Source organism: Thermalbibacter longus (genome assembly GCF_023806485.1).
GTDB classification, from domain to species: Bacteria; Chloroflexota; Chloroflexia; order Thermomicrobiales; family Thermomicrobiaceae; genus Thermalbibacter; species Thermalbibacter longus.
This window is the reverse complement of sequence record NZ_JAMSLR010000001.1, coordinates 226,559-242,756: the sequence shown is the minus strand read 5'-3', so window position 1 is coordinate 242,756 and position 16,198 is coordinate 226,559. Positions and strand designations below refer to the sequence as shown.

The following is a 16,198-nucleotide window of genomic DNA, read 5'->3' as shown; positions in this document are numbered from 1 at the left end:
CAGCCCGCTCAGGCGGGCGGGAAACGACCAGCCTGCTGCACCCGATCCAGGATCCCGGCATCGGCGAGTTGCTGGCGGACTTCATCTAGGCTACGCTGGCGACCAGGGAACTCCTCGTCCTCGCTCAAACGCAGTACCAGCCGCGCCGCTAGCGCTGCGGCCATCTGCAGGCCGCGCAGCGACACCTTGTCCAGCGTGTCCGCCTCGGTGTGTCCCCAACCACGCCCGACCATCCCCGCCGTCGAGTCGCGGCTATTGAGCGTCGCGTTGGGGATCCCGCGAACCGCGAACGGGAAGTGATCGGAGTGAGAGTGGAGCTCGTCGCGCACAGCGAACTCGTAGGGCAGCGAGCGAGCCAGTCCGGTGAAGTAGGGAACCAGCTCGGGCAAGCCGGAGAGCGTCAACTGCTCCTGGCCTCCAGCCCCTCGACCAGCCCCGTCGAGGTTGAGCACGAAGCGGAACCGCTCTCGGCTATCCGCCCGGGCATGGAGAGCTGCATGGTGCCAGGCCCCGAGCAGGCCCAGCTCCTCCGCACCGAAGCAGATGACCCGCACCGTCCGGCGCAACGATCCCTTCAAGCGGGCCAGCACGCGGCCAACTTCGAGTCCGACCACCGTGCCTGCGCCGTCGTCGCCGGCGCCCTGCGAGATATCATGGCCGTCGTAGTGCCCCCCGACCAGGACGATCTCGTCTGGTCGCTCTGTGCCGGGAATCTCGCCGACGACGTTGTAGGAGACCGAGTCGAATGTGCGGTTTCGGGTTTCGATCCGAACCCGAACCGGGCCGCGCTCCGCCAAGCGCCGGAGAGTAAATCCCGTCTCATAGCTCAGCCCGATGCCAGGGATGGCCGCCTCGCGGTCGGCCGCAGTGGCACCCCCTGGATTGCGCCCGCTCAAGCTCCCGGTAATGTGGAGCTGGCCAGGATTCTGGTTGATGAACAGGCAGGCGACCGCACCACGCTCGATCGCCCAGTTGAACTTGTCGGTACGGTGACTTTTACGCTCGCCGGGCCGGTTCGTCTCGGCGTCCGTCAGCACGACCTTGCCCGGAATCTGGCCGGCCAGCCGCTCGAAATCGGGTAACTCCCCCTCACCGACGTCGATGACCTCGGCCTCGAGCGCTGCCGATGGACAGTAGGGCATGGCGATCGCCGGGAGCGCTCGTTCGAGCGGCGAGATGAGCGTTACCTGGCAGGGGCCTCGCTCCCAGCTCGCCATCGGGAACTCTTCCAGGCGGACGTTGGCCAGCCCGTACTCGATCATCCGGCCACGCAGGTATTCGGCCGCCTGGTGCTCCCGGTCCGTGCCGGCGAAGCGGTGCCCGAGGTCGTCGCAGAGATACACCAGATTGCGCCAGGGCTCGCTCGAGGTCCAGATCTCGCCGAGAATCATCTTGTCGAGCTCTCGCAAGCGATCCGTGCTCATCGACCCCTCCTGCTCATCCTCCGGCCGTCGCCTGCGGCATTCTAGCATCCTTCGCCCCCGCTGCTCGCCCCTCCGAATTCTCTGCGGAGTGCACCGCCTGACCTTGGCAAAGCGGTCGCGTTCTCTGTACCATCTATGGTCGCTTTGGATGACGGCTATCGTCGGTCCCGAATTTCTGGACCAGCCCACCGGGAGGGATAGTAACGAACCTATGGCACGCGAACGGATCCCGATAACGCAGGAGGGTCTCGAAGCCCTTCGCCGCGAGTACGAGGACCTGGTGAACCGGCGCCGGCCCGAGATCGCGCGGATCATCCAGGAAGCCCGCGAGCACGGCGATATCCGGGAGAACGCCGCCTACGATGCGGCCAAGCATGACCAGGGATTCATCGAGGGTCGAATCCGGGAGATCGAGGAGATCCTGAAGCGCGTCGAGCTGATCGAGCAGGCTGGCCCGGACGCCGATCACTCGGTCGTCCGTATCGGCTCCACAGTGACGATCGAACTCGACGGCGAGGAGGAGACGTATACGATCGTCGGCGCGGTCGAAGCGAAGCCATCGGCTGGGCGGATCTCCAACGAGTCGCCAGTCGGCAGCGCGTTGTTGGGTCGCCGCGTCGGCGATGAGGTCACCATCGAGACACCAGCGGCGACCATGAAAGCACGCATCCTGCGCATCGCCTAACCGGGCGCAGCCAACAGGGTCGATGCTCGACCTATAGGGGCATACAGCAATATGCCCCTATCGTCTTATCGTTACGGGTTATGGGGGAGGGCGTCATGGCGAGCGGGCCGGATCGGCTGGCAGCGTACCTGCGGCAGCATGGAGTCGACGCCGAGATCCTGTACCCGGGAAAGTCGACCGCTACGGTGGCTGAGGCAGCAGCCGCTCTCGGGGTTCACCCCCGCCAGATCATCAAATCACTCCTTTTCCAGGGCAAGGACGGCACGGCTGTCCTGGTCATCGCGCGGGGCGAAACTCGGGTCGATCGACGAAAGCTGACCGAGGCCACAGGGCTGCGACAGCCCCAACTGGCTCCGCCACAGCTCGTCCTCGATCTCACCGGGTATCCTCCGGGCGCGACCCCTCCGATAGGGCACCTGACGCCGCTCAAGGTCGTCGTCGACCGCGCGGTACTCGAAGAGCCGGTCGTCTACGGGGGTGGCGGGGCGAGCGATGTGATGCTCCGGATCAGCCCGCCGGAGATCCTGCGGCTGACCGGCGCCACCGTCGCTGACATCGCGAGTGAGGCGGTGAACGACCCTGGCGGGCACGCGCGAGGCTGACCCCGGAGGTCCGAACTCGCTCGCGGCCTCGACATCATGCGTATCCTTCGCTCACACTCGGGCCGTGTGTCACTGTGTGGGAGGTTGTCATGCGATTCGGGATCATGATCGAGGCTCAGGAGGATCTTACCTGGGAGCGCTGGCTGCAGTTGATCGACCTCTGTGAGACGCTCGGTTTCGAGTCGCTCTGGCGCTCGGATCACCTCACCTCGGTGATGGGAGTTGCCGAGCGAGAGACATTGGCGCTCTGGCCTTCCCTGACCGCTGTCGCGCTGCGCAGCACGCGCTTGATCTTCGGGCAGCTCGTCTCACCGCTCACGTTCCGGCATCCCGTGGAGCTGGCACAGAATGCCGTGGCTCTGGACCGCCTCTCCGAGGGCCGGTACCGGCTGGGGCTCGGTGCCGGATGGAACGAGCGCGAGCACCGGGCGTTCGGCTTTTCCCTTCCACCGGTGAGAGAGCGAATGGATCGGCTGGAAGAGGCGATCGCGGTCATCAAGCTGCTCTGGACTGGAGAACCGGTGAGCTTCAGCGGCCGGTTCTACCGGCTGGAAGAGGCCGAGATGCACCCGACCCCGCTTCGTCCAGAGGGCGTGCCGCTGGTCATCGGTGGCGGTGGTGAGAAGCGCCTGCTCCGCATCGCCGCCGAGCACGCGAGCGATTGGAACGCGGTAAGCCTGCATCCGGACGGCTACGCCGCTAAGGTGGCAGCGCTGGAGCGGCACTGCGCAGCCGTCGGTCGTGACCCGGGTGAGATCTCGCGCTCCTGGATGGTGGGCCATCTGATCGGACGAGACGAGCGAGAGCTCCGCGAGCGGGCACACCGGCTGCAGCAGATCCTCGTCTCGCTGCACGGCCTGTCCCCTGACGAGGCGATCGCTCGCCTGCGGGAGCGTGGCTGGCTCGTCGGGACACCGCCCGAAATCATCGAGCAGGTACGCGCACGCGCCGCGCTCGGCGTGAGCCGGCTCATGCTCCAGACCTTCGACCTCGATGACCTCGAGAGCCTCGGTCTGATCGCGACTCAGATCATGCCGGCCTTCGCCGATTGACTCCCGCCGGCCACCGGTCGCAAGGACAGTCACAGGCGGGCGTCGCCCGGAGCCAGCTCCTCGGGCTGCGGAGCGGCGTGCCCTCGCGATCGGGCACGCTCAGCGAGCTCGATGCTCTAGGTCGGCGAGCACCTGGAGCGCGCAGTTTCGTCCCGGCGCTCCGAACACCGCGCCACCGGGCCAGGCCCCCGAACCGCACAGATAGAGCCCCTGGACGGGGGACTCGTAGCCCGACCAACCAGGCACGGGCCGGAAGGCAAACATCTGATCTGGCGTGATCTCCCCGTGGAAGATGTTCCCCCCGGTGATCCCGATGACCTCCTCGATGTCGCGTGGGCCGAGCACGGTCATGTGCTCGATCGCGTTCCAGATATTCGGCGCGTATTCGGCGAATGTATCGATGATGTTCCGGCCGATCTCGTCCTTGCGCACCTCCCAGGTGCCTTCGGCGAGATCGTAGGGCGCGTACTGCACATAGAGCGAGAGCGTGTGCTTGCCCGGAGGCGCCAGCCCCTCCTCGGTCGCGGTCTGGATGTAGCAGTCCATGAAGGGACGGGCCGACGGCCGACCGTGCTTGCAGTCCTCCCAGGCCCGTTCCAGGTAATCGATCGAGGGGTTGATCACGATGCCGCCCGTATGCTGCGGCCCGACCTCAGTGCCTGGCAGACAGGTGAAGTTCGGCAGTTCCCCGAGGCCGAGCAAGACCTTGACCACCGATCCTTTGCACCTGATGCGCTCCACGGCCTGAACGAACTCGGCAGGGAGATGCCGGCGGTCGACCATGCGCAGGTAGGTGCGCTGCGGGTCGGCATTGGAGAGCACGGCGTGAGCCGCGTATCGGCGACCGTCGACGAGCCGCACGCCGCGCGCGATGCCGTTCTCGACCTCGACCTCGGCGACTTCGGAGTCCGTGAGGATCTCGACGCCGTGGTCGCGACAGAAGCCGGCCAGCGCCTGAGCGATACTGCCCATCCCGCCGCGCACGAAGCCCCAGGCTCCCTGGTGCCCATTCAGGTTCCCGAGCAGATGGTGGAACTTGACGTAGGCCGATCCAGGTGACTTCGGCCCCAGATTGACGCCGATGACGCCGCCAGTGCACAGTGGCGCCTTGATCTCTTCGCTCTCGAAGAACAGATCGAGCACCTCGGCGATGCTCTTCATCAGCAAGGTACGCAGGTCTTCAAGCCCGACGAGTCCCTCGAAGCGGCGCGCGAGCTCCTCCATCGATGGCGCCGGTTGGAGTAGGAGCGGGCGGACACGGGCGATGATCCGGTTCCACATCGCCCAGTAGTCGTCCCAGCGCTCGGCGTCCCGCTTCGAGAACTTGGCGAGCTGCTCCTTGGTCTTGCGCTCGTCGAGAAAGGTCATCAGGTAACGACCATCGGGGAAGGGGACGAAGTACTGCGGGTCGAATGGACGTACATCGTACCCGTACTTCGTCATCTCGAGGTCATGGACGACTTCGGGGAGGAGGAGGCTACAGACATAGGAACAGGTGGAAAGCCGGTAGCCCGGAAAGTGCTCCTCGGTCACGGTCGCGCCCCCGATGACCGGGCGGCGCTCCAGCACGAGCACGCGCTTGCCTGCTTTGGCCAGGTATCCAGCAGCGATCAGGCCATTGTGGCCCGAGCCGATCACGATCGCGTCGTATCGCTCCATCGCGCGTCAGCCCCCTTCTAGCGATCTAGCTTGTTGTCTAGCATCATCGCCGAGGCTTCTCCAGAGAGCAAGCGCCGCGCGCTGGTGCATACAGCCCAAGCGAACGAGCGGGCGGCGACCGGCCGGTCGCCGCCCCTTTCCTTGGCCGAGGTTGACTGATCCGAAGTGTCAGCAGCCAGAGCGGAGCCCTAACGCCCCTGGAGCTGGCGAATATAGGAGACCAGAGCCCAGCGCTCTTCCGGTGTCAACAGCTTGCCGAACGCAGGCATATTTGAGAGGCCGTCCGGGAACTGCACCTGGTTCTCCGGCGAGGTATACCCGTTCGTGAGGATCCAGTACAGCTCGCCGTCCGTGCGGTTCGCCACGGCCGAGGACGTCAGGTCTGCCGGCGGGACGGCCCCTTGCCGGGCCCGCCAGATAGCCGCCATTCGACCGTCACCGCGGCCTTCAGCGCCATGGCAGACCGCGCAGTTCAACGCATAGAGTTGAGCCCCGCGCTCGCGCGCCTGCGGGTCATCTGCTAGCGGGTTCTCTAGATCCCTGGCTTCCTCAAGGGTATAGGCAGGCTCACCGCCGGTGATCGGTACCGCGCCGGGCGGAGAGTCGAGCCGCGGTGGCTCTTGAGCGCGAAATGACTTCTGGTAGTGCATCTCGCTGAAGAAGTCGATCGGATACGTGTTCGTCGAGCTACACGCCGCGGCGAACACGAGCACGCTGAGGCTGACCAGCACCAGTCCGATGCGTCGGCCGCGTGCACTGCCCGCTCGCGCCCGCGTCATCATCGCCATGCTCCCTCGCATCCGGCGTCCCTCACTGCGCTGCTGGCGCGGTGCCACCAACGCTCCCGCCCTCGGTCAACACGTCTTCCGGGTTCGCCTTGCGCAGCGCGCTGATCGCCAGCGACTCGCGCTCCGGGGCGGTGCGCACCAGAATCCCGATATAGCCAGCCGTGATCCGGGTATCGTAGAGCGCCTTGCCGATCCACGGCAGCCGCGACTCGAAGAGTACTCCGAGCACGGTGAAGATGAGCGCGCCGAGCATCGTGCCCTCGTACATGATGATGATCATCGGCGGGATCGAGAGCAGCGGCTTGCCGCCGGTAAGCAGTGGGAAGCTGAGCTGGGTTCCCCCGGTGATCAGCAACCCCGCCGCGAAGCCACAGCACGCGCCGATCAACGGGAAGACGAACAACCGGTGGATTCCCGACTCCTCCCCGAATGTCCCCTCCGGATACGGAGCGTTGGAGAGCACCTCGAACTCCGCGCGGTCGAACCCGGCCTCGCGCAGCGCGTCCGCAGCGGCTACCGCGGAGTCGAGGTCCTTGTAGATGCCCAGGACTTCTCGGATCGCCATCCCTCAGCCGCCTTTCGCCTCGCTTCCACCCACCATTAGAACTCTCGGACGATGGCGTTGACCCGCCGCTTCCCAACCTGAAGCTGCTGGGCGAAGTGCACGCCCTCCTTCTCTTCCCAAACCGAAATAGGCGGGAAGATCTTGGAAAACACGAGCAGCAGGAAGCCGACCAGTGCGAACGAACCCATCACGATGCTGATCTCGACGATGCTCGGCCGGTACCAGGCCCAGTCGAACGTCCACTCGTACTTGCGCATCAGGCCAGGCTTGATGAGCCAGTAGCGCTCAGCCCACATGCCGACGTTCACGGCAATCGAAGTCCAGAACATGATCTTCACGTTGCGGCGGAAACGCTGGAAGACCCAGATCGGCACCGGAATGAAGTAACCGAAGATGAAGATCAGCGCCGTCATCACATTGAAGGGCCAGTCGAACAGGCGGAACTGCATGATCTCCAGCTCGCGCGCCTCCTGCGGATAGATGGCGAAGAAGATATCGAGCAGGAAGAACCAGAGCCAGCCGGTGCCGACAGCGATCAGGAGCCGGCCAATGGAATCGAAGTGCTCCAGGCGGATGTAGTTCTCGAAGCGGAAGAGCCAGCGCATCAGCGCCATTAAGGTCACCACGGCGGAGACGCCGGAGTGGATCGCCCCGATAACGAAGTACGGCGCGAACACCGTCGCGTGCCAGGTGGGAACCAGCGAGACAGCGAAGTCCCAGGAGACGATGCTGTGCACCGAGACGAACACCGGCAGGATGAGGCCAGAGAGCAGGAAGCCGGCAATCGTCTGCATCTTCCACTGGCGCTCGTTGCCGCGCCAGCCCAGCGCCAGGATGGAGTACAGCACGTGACGCCAGCCGGTCGTTCGGTCGCGCGCCAGAGCCATATCGGGGATGATCGTCGTGTAGAGGAAGAGCGTCGAGCCGGTGAGGTAGGTCAGGATGGCGCTGGGGTCCCAGACCAGCGGGCCACGGATATCAGGCCACAGGTTGCGCCAGAAATCGTACGGGAAGACCCAGTAGAGCGTGCGCCACGGCCGCCCGGTGTGGATGACCGGGTGGAGCATAGCGGTCATCAGGCTGAAGATCGTCATCACCTCGGCGGCACGCGTGACGGGTCGTCGCCACTCGGCCTGGGTGAGGCGCAGGATCGCCGAGATCATCACGCCAGCGTGGCTGATACCGATCCAAAACACGAAGTTGACGATCATGAAGCCCCACATGTTGGGGCGATGGAGCCCGGTGACGCCCAGCCCCCAATAGAACATCCAGCTCACGGCGAACACGAAGATCGCCAGGACTGCTCCCAGGCCGATGAAGCCGACCCACATCATCGCCGGGGTCGACACCAGGGGCCGGAAGAGCTCCCTCGTGATCGCCTCTTCCCCTAGTTGGTGGCGTTCCTGCATGTCGTCCTCCAGCCAGCGCTCGCTCGTCTACCGTCCGCCTTACTCCGGCTTACCGACCACGATCACCCGCGCGTGCTTGAACGGGCGGTGGGCACGCAGCCAGAGTCCACCGGTGACCTCCCAGATCGAGGGGAAAGGCAACACCCGGAACGTGAACAGCACCAGCGCCACCGCGCCGCCGATCGCGCCGGCCAGGATCAGGATGTCGAGGAGGTTGGGGATATAGGCCGCCGGGATCTCGTGGAGCTCGTGCTGGGTGATATCCGGCACCGAGTAGCCGGCCGATATCAAGCGGATCCGGTCGATCAGGTTGCCGACTAGCACGATGCAGGCCACGACCGTCGGCCCGGCGATACTGCGGCGAATCGGGTTCCACATCAGGATCAACAGCGGCAGGGCGAAGTTGAGCAGGAACGCCAGCACGAACGGCCAGAGGTACGTCTCGGCCATGATGTACTTGAGCACATTGATCTCTCGCGGCAACCGCCCGTACCAGAAGATGATGAACTCCGACCACCAGAAGTAGAACCAGAGGAGCGCGAAGGCCAGGAGCATCTTGCCCAGCGCCCAGAACTGCTCCAGGCCGAGATAGTCCTGCTGTCCACCCCAGCGGCGGAGCACTGCCATCGTAACGATCGTCAGCGCGATCCCGGCCTCGAACGAGCTTATGGTGAAGTAGGCGGGAAAGACCGCCGTGAAGTAGCCGGGGATCATACTGATGATGAAGTCGGTGGCGAACACGGTCATCGTCGGCACGTAGATCAGGACGTAGAGGACTCCGGCGTTGTTCACGACCTTCTCGATCATGCGCCACTGCCGGTGCGAGCCGCGCCAGGGCCCTGCCAGCCGGGCGATCAGCCCGCGCCGAGCCGAGTCGGTCTGATCGCGCACGATGGCCAGGTCAGGCAGGCTGCTGAGCCAGAGGAAGAAGTAGCCAGCACCGGTCAGGCTCACCATCAGGATCGCGCCCCACAACCACGGTGAGAGCGGCCAGCCGAACCAGATCGAGAGGCGGTTCTCGGTTCCCGGTAGCGTGCCGAGCAGGAGCAGGTAGAGGATCAAGGGGATGATCAATGTCACCGCCCAGATCTCGGCCACGCGGTTAACCGGCCGGCGCCAGTGGCTTCGGGCCACTCGCAGCGCGGTCGAGAGGCAAGGAGCAGCCGCCGCAGTGGACATGAGGTACACGAACGCGACGGCGGTGTAAGCCCACACTTGCCGGTTCGCGTAACCCGACAAGAGCGGCCCGACCACGAGCGCGATCGCGCCCACGACGCCGAGTGCCAGCGCGATCAACGCGACCAGCCGGCGCCCCGTCCCCAGAGAGCGCACCCACCGAAGCCCGGCGTCGAGCACGTCCCGAGGCGCAAGCTCCCAGGTGCGCTGCAGCTCATGTCCGTGAGTCACTACCGTCGTGTGCCTGGCCATTCGCCCCGCTCGCCTTCCTCATCGCCTCCGGATCGTTCCTAGTGACCGCTGTGCTCCTCGGCAGCCGCCTCGGGGTCGATCTTCTTGAGATAGTAGACGGATGGCTCGGTACCGAGGTCTTCGAGTAGCCGGTAGCCGCGCTCGTTGACGGCGCTGTTGACGAGCTGAGCGACCCGGCTGTTCGGGTTGTCGAGATCCCCGAAGACGATCGCCTCGGCCGGGCAGGCCTGCGCGCAGGCCGTCGTGAACTCATCGGCTTCGAGGTCGCGGCCCTCGAGCTTTGCCTGGTGTTCGGCCTTCACCACGCGCTGGATGCAGAAGGTGCACTTCTCCATCACACCGCGGCTACGAACCGTGACGTTCGGATTGAGCTGGTTCTTCAGCGAGTCAGGCCACTTCGGCTCCCAGAAATTGAAGAACCGGACGTGCCAGTGGCAGTTGATCGCGCAGTAGCGCGTACCGATGCACCGGTTGTAGACCTGCATGTTGATGCCTTCGCTGGTGTGGTAGGTCGCGTAGACCGGGCAGACGGGCTCGCAGGGCGCGTTCTGGCAATGCATGCAGGGCACCGGGATATAGCGCGCCTTGATGTTGGGGTACTCGCCCTCCCAGTAGCGCTCGAGCCGGATCCACTCGATCGCGCGGCGCTGGTGATAGACGTCCTCGGTATTGATCGGGACGTTGTTCTCGGCCTGACAGGCGACAACGCAGGCGCCGCAACCGGTGCACCGGTCGAGATCGATCACCATTCCCCAGCGTGGCATTCCCTCATCTTCCTCTCTCTGCCAGCATCGTTGCCAGCCGGTGAAGCGACGCGCCAGCGCTCACGTTCGCGGCCGCGTGACCTGAATGATCGGGAACTCCTCGAGCTGGAACGCCGGGAACTGCCCTTCGAAGCGAGCGATGCGCATCCGACGACCAGTCAGCTCCAGCCGGCAGCGAGTCGCCGCCCAGGCAAGGGCCCCCGTCTCCCGCTCTGCCTGCGGCGCGACCAGCTCCAGCGGGTTCACCCCGCGTCCCTCGGCATAGCGTCCATAAGCCTTGTGCCCCTGGCCCATCGGCACCGAGAGGACATCGGGCATCGCCGCCGGGTTTACGTAGACTGGCAACTCGGCGCTGCCCTGCGGCGTCACCACGCGCACCACGTCGCCGGTCTCCACGCCGATGTCCTGGGCCGTCCGCGGGTTCAACTCGATCCAGGTTCCCCAGACGTTGGTCGAGACCGGCTCCGGCAGCGCCTGGAGCCAGGGCAGGTGCGAAAACTCCCCGTATCCGAGCGAATCGGACGGGAACGGGAGGAGGTAGAACGGGAACTGGCCGGGATCGCCAGCGAATTCCGGATTCGCCGGGGCAGTCGGCGCTTGAGGGCTCGCCTCCTCGGCCCTCGCCTCTTCGTCCCACCATCCGCCTTGCGTCTGCATGGTGACGAAGTACTCGCTGGGCTGCTCGGCCTCGACGTTGCCGCGCCCCAGGCCACGCAGCCCATCGGCCAGCGCGCGCACCGCCGCCTCCTGGCTCGGCCAGGGAAGCGCCTGCCCGAGCTGGGAAGCGATTTGAATCAACACATCGCCGAACGCGCGAGTGTTGACGAACGGGTTCACCACCGGCTGCTGGATCGCGACGATCTCGAAGCCGGGCCCGGGTTCCGGAACTACCAGGCCCCACTGTTCAAGCGCGGTGTGATCGGGCAAAACCAGGTCTGCCAGCATCGTAGTCTCGTCCAGGAAGCTTGAGAAGCTGACGACCGACCCGGCACCGCGCAGCGCGTCCTGGATGCCGCTGGCCGGCGGCAAGCTGTACACTGGGTTCGCCCGGTGGACGAGCACCGTCCGGATCTGGCCGCCCGCGATCTGCTGGGCGATGTTGACCCACTGGCTATATGGATCACCGCCACGGTTCGCCGGGAGCTCGTCTGGAAGCGGTGACGCAGGGTTCAGGATCAGGCCCCCCTCGCTATTGACGCTGCCCACCAGGTAGTTGAGGCCGAATACGGCCGCGAGGTTGAACAGCCCGTTGGTGGTCGCCGCAGCGCTAGTCCCGGCGATCGCGACGCTCGGTCGCTGCTCGGCGAAGGCGTGCGCCAGTTCTCGGATCTGCTCAGCGGTGAGCCCAGCAGCATCGGCGACCCGATCGGGAGCGAAATCCGCCCCCAGTTGCTCCGGCGTCAGACCGATTGCCTGGAAGAACGGCTCAGCTCCGTCCCCCTCGACGAGCCCTTCCTCGAGCATGACCTGGGCCATGCTCAGCGCGACCAGCCCCTCGGCACCCGGTCGAACCGGGAACCAGCGGTCGGCATTGGCGGCCGTGCCGGAGAGCCGGGGGCCGACATGATAGTACGTACCGCGCACGTCGGGCCGGCCCTGCCGGAAGGCTCCATAGGCCCGCGCGAACTGCACCGGCGAGATCCAGGTGTGCAGAAAATCGGCGCTGAAGCTGACCAGGAAGCGAGCGTTGGCGAGGTCCAGCGTGGGCAAGGTATCCACCCCGAAGACCCGTCGCATCGCCTCCCGCAGCACCACCCGCTCGTCGGGCTCCAGGCTAGCGTGCTGGATGCCCGTCGTCTGGACGAATTGCTCGACGATGGCACCGAGTGCGCCGTTGAGCGGTTCGGTGATGAGGAGCGTCGAGTCAGGAGCCTGCCGGATCAGGTCAGCGACCTGGCCCAGCGCCTCTTCCCACTCGATGACCTGGAACTGGCCAGAGCCGCGCTGGCCGGCGAGGCGAAGCGGCCCGCCGATTCGATCCGGGTGGTAGACCTCCTGGACCAGCGCCTGTGCCTTCGCGCAGCTACGCCCGAGGTTGACGGGGAAGTCTGGATTCCCCTCGACCTTCTTTGCTCGCCCCTCGAAGACCCGGACGATGATCCCGTAACCCCCGATCGAGAGCGGAGTGGCCGTGGCATACCAGTTGTCACGCCCGTATAGCAGGTCGTTCGGGTTGCGAACCGGGCTTTCGATCTTGAACTCGTGCTCGGGGTTCGCATCGCCGATCGACCCGCAGCCGGTGAAGAGCACCGCTCCGGTCGCTGAGGTCGCTGCCAGCTTGAGGAACTCTCGTCGCCGCATCCTCATCTCCACTCGTGCCGTGCCGCCGATCAGTAGTGGCACACGGAGCAATCGGTTCGCGCGCCGTTCTGCTGGTGACAGGTTAGACAGTCACCCATGCGCAGATCACGAACTTGCTTCACGCCTGGCTTCCCCATCGAGCCGACGTCACCGTGGCAATCGGCGCACTGGAAGCCGAAGTTGAGGTGAACTGCGTGGACGAAGTGGACGTGATCCGGGAGCTGGTGCACCTTGTTCCACTGGATCGTCTGGCCGCTCTGGAACGCCTCCACCAGCCGCTCCAGGTCAGGCCGTCCCTCCCAGGGAACGATCTTATGGCAGTTCATGCAGAATTCGAGAGCCGGGATCGTCGCCTGTGCCGAAGTCGTAGCCCCCCGGTGACAGAAGGTGCAGTCCAGCCCCATCCCCTGCACGTGAACCTGATGCGGGAATTGAATAGGCTGGGCTTTGACCGGCTGGGCCGTAGGGGCGAGGAAGTATGAGCGCGCCAGCACGGCAGCAACCGGGATGGCCAGCACCACCAGCATCACGGCGGCGAACAGCACCAACCGGAAGTAGCGCTGCATTCCTCTCGGCTCCGTTCTCTTAATGCTTCACGACCGCCCAGTAGCCGGCACCAGGACAGTACCGTTCCCGTGCCGGCTCAGATCCACTTCTGTGGCCAGATCTCGTAGAGCACCTGGATCCCACCAACGAGGTTGATGAAGCTGAAGATCGCCGCCAGAAGGAACACGACAGCGAGGGCGAAGAGGACTGGACGCACCGTCATGGCGCGAGCTGGAAGATCGCGAGTTGAGACGAGAGAAGGGATGATGGCATAGCCGACGAGGAAGTTGGCAGCGAAGCCCACGACGCAACCGAGGAAGGCCCAGAACCAGACCAGAGCCGTGCTGATTTGCTGCCACTGCTCACTGGTCACATTCTCGGGCGTCATCGCTCCCCCTCTACGATCGCATCCCTGTCCGCGCGCGACGGCCGGAGGCCGTGCAGCCAACAGGCGGCGGGTCAATCGATTTCGCCGGTAGCATGCGCCGCCAGAGGTCGGTTGTCAAGACGCACGTTGTGAGCGTCTTCACAACCTCCAGTAGCATGCTGCGGAGCAGCCCCGTTGTCAAGTCCCCCATCGGAGTGATTCCCATATCGTTGGCGAGAGCCAGCCGCTACGGGCGTCAACGCCTGTTCCTCGATCACGGCTCCAGACACGGGTACGTCCGCCACCGTCTGGCCCAGGGGCCGGTCGCCGGCCGCTCTGGCGCTACCCTGACCCATCAGTGGCGGAGCTGTCAGCTCCGGGCTCAGCTTGCGGTCAGGCCGCCGAATGGGCATGCACCGCCCGGAGCACCGCTTCCGGCGTGTAGACATCCGCGGGATGGACCGCGTGCGTCATCGCGGCCACGCGCCTGCACGCCAGCCCCTCGTCTTCCCAGGTGAGCTGGTTGAAGCGCTCCCAGATCTCGTCGCCCACCTGTGCTTGCAAGCGAAAGGTGGTGAAGTCGTACATCGGCCGGAGATCAGCATCCCGTTCGTGCTGGTACCAGGAAAGGGACTCCTCCTCGCTCGCCTGCCCCCGCCACCACCGGTCGAGCGCGGTAGCCAGTAAGCGGGCGCTGCGCACCGCATCGCCCATACCTTGCACGGTGTGCGGATCCTTGTGGCACCCGGCATCACCGACCAGTGCCCAGCCCGGCCCCCAGGCAGCGCGGAAGAAGTTGGGGAGATGACCCGTGCCTAGGACCCGGCTCACCAGCCGGGCCTGCCCCACCCGCTCCCAGACGGCCGGCAGCGACCGCAGGCCGGCGAAGAAGCTCTGACGCACATTCCGGCGAAACCGGCCAAAAGCGGCATGTTCGACCCCGAAGCCGACCAGCGTCAACCCACCGTCGGCCGGGAATATGAAGGCCGCCGAGTACTCAGCGCCGACTTCCGGGAACGGCCCACGAAAGGCGGCAGCGCTCGGCGGATCGTCGAGCGGAACGTCGATCATGTAGGCGTAGTACCAGGCGAACAGCGGCGGGACCGCGTCGTATTCGACGGCTCCAGCGGCGCGCGCCACGAATGAGCCGCGACCATCGGCCCCGATCACGATCCGAGCGCGAACCTCGCCCTCGGTCCGGCCCCTCCGAGCCCGGTAGCGAACACCAACGACGCGGTCGTCATCCCAGATGAGCCCGGTAACCTGGGTGCCGGCCTGAACCGTGATCCCGGGCTGGGCCGCGGCCTGTTCCAGCAGAATCGTGTCCAGCACCTCCCGGCGGATGCAGAGCGCGAAATCAAGCCCGTCGTGCTCAGGGAACGGCGCCGCCACGTACGGGAAGCGCAGCCAGCGCAGGCGAGGGGCGTCGACGGCCAGCACCCGCTCGAGTACGCCCAGCTCGCGGAAGGCGCCGAGGGTATCGGTGAAGAAGAGGTGTGTGGAGAGCGTGGGGCTCGGGAAACGATCGCGGTCGAGCAGGAGCACGGTGTAGCCGTGCCGGGCAAGGTGGAGGGCCGTCGCGCTCCCGGCGATCCGTGCTCCGACGACGATCGCATCGTACTCCACCGGGGCCATCGAGCTCCTCCCGCGCCGCCCGAGCCGGGCATCACCTAGACGCTTAGCCCAAGGATAGCGCAGATGAGAATAGGCTGAGGCTCGTCACGATGATCGCGAGCCCGGCCGTTAGCCGCTCGATCGGGAAGGGGCGCGGAACGATCGAGCACGGGATGCTGGTCGAGCCCCCACAGGCTCAACGCGCGAGTTCAAACCGGCTGGCGTAAAAACGCCTCGAGGAAGGTCTGTGCCCGCTCGATGACACGATCGACGATCGCCTGGCCGAATTCGGGGCTGGCCTGCCGCGCATCGCCAAGCGCCCCATTACCTGTGATCTCCTCGAACGCCTGCGGCACGCCCAGACGAGGCGCCCTCCACGGGTCGACGAACGGCATGCTCGGCGGGTGGAGTTCGCCAGCGGCCAGCGTCTGCTGCCGCACCAGGCCCGGCTCGAGCGCCAGCGCGACCGACGTTTCCACTTCGCAGGCATGTCCCCAGCGCTGGCTGCACACTCCTCGCTCGATCACGTCGCTCGCCAGGGTGAAGTAGAAGAGGTACGCCGCCTGTACCCCCAGCTCGAAGCGCAGCTTAGTCATCAGCACCTCGAGCACCCCCTGGTTGCCAGCATGACCATCGATGATGAAGAAGCGCCGGATGCCGTGATGCCGCAAGCTGCGGACGAGATCCAGAACGATCGCGATAAACGTCTCCGGCGCCACCGTGAGCGTGCCGGCGAAGCCGAGATGGTGATGACTGACACCGAAGGGAACGGGGGGCACGACGACGGCGCACGGGTACAGTCTACGCGCCAGTAGCACCGACAGGCGATGCGCGATGGTGGTGTCGGTCTCGAGTGTCAGGTTCGGCCCGTGCTGCTCGGTCGCTCCGACGGGAATAATTGCCACCTCCGCCCTGGCCAGAGCAGTCGCGGCCTCCGGCGAGGTCATGCGACCGAGCTCAACCTCCCCAGTTTGCTCCATCCCTCTCTCCCGCT

15 protein-coding genes are annotated in these 16,198 nt (G+C 65.6%); 3 read left to right on the top strand and 12 right to left on the bottom strand.

The features are described 5' to 3' along the window. Positions 1-8: 8 nt before the first annotated feature. Entirely contained in the window at positions 9-1,424 is a 1,416-nt protein-coding gene (locus tag NET02_RS01065) for a M28 family peptidase (protein WP_284055516.1), read from the bottom strand. A gap of 211 nt (positions 1,425-1,635) precedes the next feature. On the opposite strand from NET02_RS01065, the gene greA reads away from it, so the two are divergent. From greA to NET02_RS01050, 3 genes are all read left to right on the top strand, one after another. Next, positions 1,636-2,109, top strand: a complete 474-nt coding sequence (greA, locus tag NET02_RS01060) for a transcription elongation factor GreA (protein WP_284055515.1) — start codon at positions 1,636-1,638, stop codon at positions 2,107-2,109. A gap of 95 nt (positions 2,110-2,204) precedes the next feature. Further along, the gene (locus NET02_RS01055) at positions 2,205-2,711 is read left to right on the top strand and encodes an aminoacyl-tRNA deacylase (protein ID WP_284055514.1); all 507 of its coding nucleotides are present in this window, start codon (positions 2,205-2,207) and stop codon (positions 2,709-2,711) included. A gap of 89 nt (positions 2,712-2,800) precedes the next feature. Next, complete coding sequence (locus NET02_RS01050; RefSeq protein WP_284055513.1) at positions 2,801-3,763, top strand: TIGR03560 family F420-dependent LLM class oxidoreductase; 963 nt, start codon at positions 2,801-2,803, stop codon at positions 3,761-3,763. A gap of 99 nt (positions 3,764-3,862) precedes the next feature. On the opposite strand, the gene NET02_RS01045 is transcribed toward NET02_RS01050, so the two are convergent. From NET02_RS01045 to NET02_RS00995, 11 genes are all read right to left on the bottom strand, one after another. Further along, positions 3,863-5,422, bottom strand: a complete 1,560-nt coding sequence (locus NET02_RS01045) for a phytoene desaturase family protein (protein ID WP_284055512.1) — start codon at positions 5,420-5,422, stop codon at positions 3,863-3,865. A 188-nt stretch (positions 5,423-5,610) separates the two neighbouring features. Further along, the gene (locus tag NET02_RS01040; RefSeq protein ID WP_284055511.1) at positions 5,611-6,204 is read right to left on the bottom strand and encodes a c-type cytochrome; all 594 of its coding nucleotides are present in this window, start codon (positions 6,202-6,204) and stop codon (positions 5,611-5,613) included. A 28-nt stretch (positions 6,205-6,232) separates the two neighbouring features. Beyond that, positions 6,233-6,775 (bottom strand): DUF3341 domain-containing protein, encoded by a 543-nt coding sequence (locus NET02_RS01035; RefSeq protein WP_284055510.1) that lies wholly within the window; start codon positions 6,773-6,775, stop codon positions 6,233-6,235. Positions 6,776-6,810: 35 nt separating this feature from the next. After that, a complete protein-coding gene (gene nrfD / locus NET02_RS01030; protein WP_284055509.1) occupies positions 6,811-8,184 on the bottom strand; it encodes an NrfD/PsrC family molybdoenzyme membrane anchor subunit in 1,374 nt (457 codons plus the stop codon). A gap of 39 nt (positions 8,185-8,223) precedes the next feature. Then, positions 8,224-9,612, bottom strand: a complete 1,389-nt coding sequence (gene nrfD / locus NET02_RS01025) for an NrfD/PsrC family molybdoenzyme membrane anchor subunit (protein WP_284055508.1) — start codon at positions 9,610-9,612, stop codon at positions 8,224-8,226. A gap of 38 nt (positions 9,613-9,650) precedes the next feature. Then, positions 9,651-10,376, bottom strand: a complete 726-nt coding sequence (locus NET02_RS01020; RefSeq protein WP_284055507.1) for a 4Fe-4S dicluster domain-containing protein — start codon at positions 10,374-10,376, stop codon at positions 9,651-9,653. A gap of 60 nt (positions 10,377-10,436) precedes the next feature. Then, positions 10,437-12,677 (bottom strand): molybdopterin-containing oxidoreductase family protein, encoded by a 2,241-nt coding sequence (locus tag NET02_RS01015; protein WP_284055506.1) that lies wholly within the window; start codon positions 12,675-12,677, stop codon positions 10,437-10,439. 29 nt (positions 12,678-12,706) lie between these two features. Further along, the gene (locus tag NET02_RS01010; protein WP_284055505.1) at positions 12,707-13,243 is read right to left on the bottom strand and encodes a cytochrome c3 family protein; all 537 of its coding nucleotides are present in this window, start codon (positions 13,241-13,243) and stop codon (positions 12,707-12,709) included. Between the two features lie 77 nt (positions 13,244-13,320). Further along, positions 13,321-13,611, bottom strand: a complete 291-nt coding sequence (locus NET02_RS01005; RefSeq protein ID WP_284055504.1) for a hypothetical protein — start codon at positions 13,609-13,611, stop codon at positions 13,321-13,323. A gap of 372 nt (positions 13,612-13,983) precedes the next feature. Further along, entirely contained in the window at positions 13,984-15,225 is a 1,242-nt protein-coding gene (locus NET02_RS01000; RefSeq protein ID WP_284055503.1) for an NAD(P)/FAD-dependent oxidoreductase, read from the bottom strand. A 188-nt stretch (positions 15,226-15,413) separates the two neighbouring features. Then, positions 15,414-16,184, bottom strand: coding sequence for a creatininase family protein (locus tag NET02_RS00995; RefSeq protein ID WP_284055502.1), 771 nt, complete (start codon positions 16,182-16,184; stop codon positions 15,414-15,416). Positions 16,185-16,198 lie beyond the last annotated feature (14 nt).

Bases quoted from the DNA above. Each gene is read 5' to 3' on its own strand.
- NET02_RS01040 (WP_284055511.1), bottom strand. From the start codon at position 6,204: ATGATGACGCGGGCGCGAGCGGGCAGTGCACGCGGCCGACGCATCGGA.
- NET02_RS01035 (WP_284055510.1), bottom strand. From the start codon at position 6,775: ATGGCGATCCGAGAAGTCCTGGGCATCTACAAGGACCTCGACTCCGCG.
- nrfD (WP_284055508.1), bottom strand. From the start codon at position 9,612: ATGGCCAGGCACACGACGGTAGTGACTCACGGACATGAGCTGCAGCGC.
- NET02_RS01050 (WP_284055513.1), top strand. From the start codon at position 2,801: ATGCGATTCGGGATCATGATCGAGGCTCAGGAGGATCTTACCTGGGAG.
- NET02_RS01020 (WP_284055507.1), bottom strand. From the start codon at position 10,376: ATGCCACGCTGGGGAATGGTGATCGATCTCGACCGGTGCACCGGTTGC.
- NET02_RS00995 (WP_284055502.1), bottom strand. From the start codon at position 16,184: ATGGAGCAAACTGGGGAGGTTGAGCTCGGTCGCATGACCTCGCCGGAG.
- NET02_RS01005 (WP_284055504.1), bottom strand. From the start codon at position 13,611: ATGACGCCCGAGAATGTGACCAGTGAGCAGTGGCAGCAAATCAGCACG.
- NET02_RS01010 (WP_284055505.1), bottom strand. From the start codon at position 13,243: ATGCAGCGCTACTTCCGGTTGGTGCTGTTCGCCGCCGTGATGCTGGTG.
- nrfD (WP_284055509.1), bottom strand. From the start codon at position 8,184: ATGCAGGAACGCCACCAACTAGGGGAAGAGGCGATCACGAGGGAGCTC.
- NET02_RS01045 (WP_284055512.1), bottom strand. From the start codon at position 5,422: ATGGAGCGATACGACGCGATCGTGATCGGCTCGGGCCACAATGGCCTG.
- NET02_RS01055 (WP_284055514.1), top strand. From the start codon at position 2,205: ATGGCGAGCGGGCCGGATCGGCTGGCAGCGTACCTGCGGCAGCATGGA.
- NET02_RS01000 (WP_284055503.1), bottom strand. From the start codon at position 15,225: ATGGCCCCGGTGGAGTACGATGCGATCGTCGTCGGAGCACGGATCGCC.
- NET02_RS01015 (WP_284055506.1), bottom strand. From the start codon at position 12,677: ATGCGGCGACGAGAGTTCCTCAAGCTGGCAGCGACCTCAGCGACCGGA.
- NET02_RS01065 (WP_284055516.1), bottom strand. From the start codon at position 1,424: ATGAGCACGGATCGCTTGCGAGAGCTCGACAAGATGATTCTCGGCGAG.
- greA (WP_284055515.1), top strand. From the start codon at position 1,636: ATGGCACGCGAACGGATCCCGATAACGCAGGAGGGTCTCGAAGCCCTT.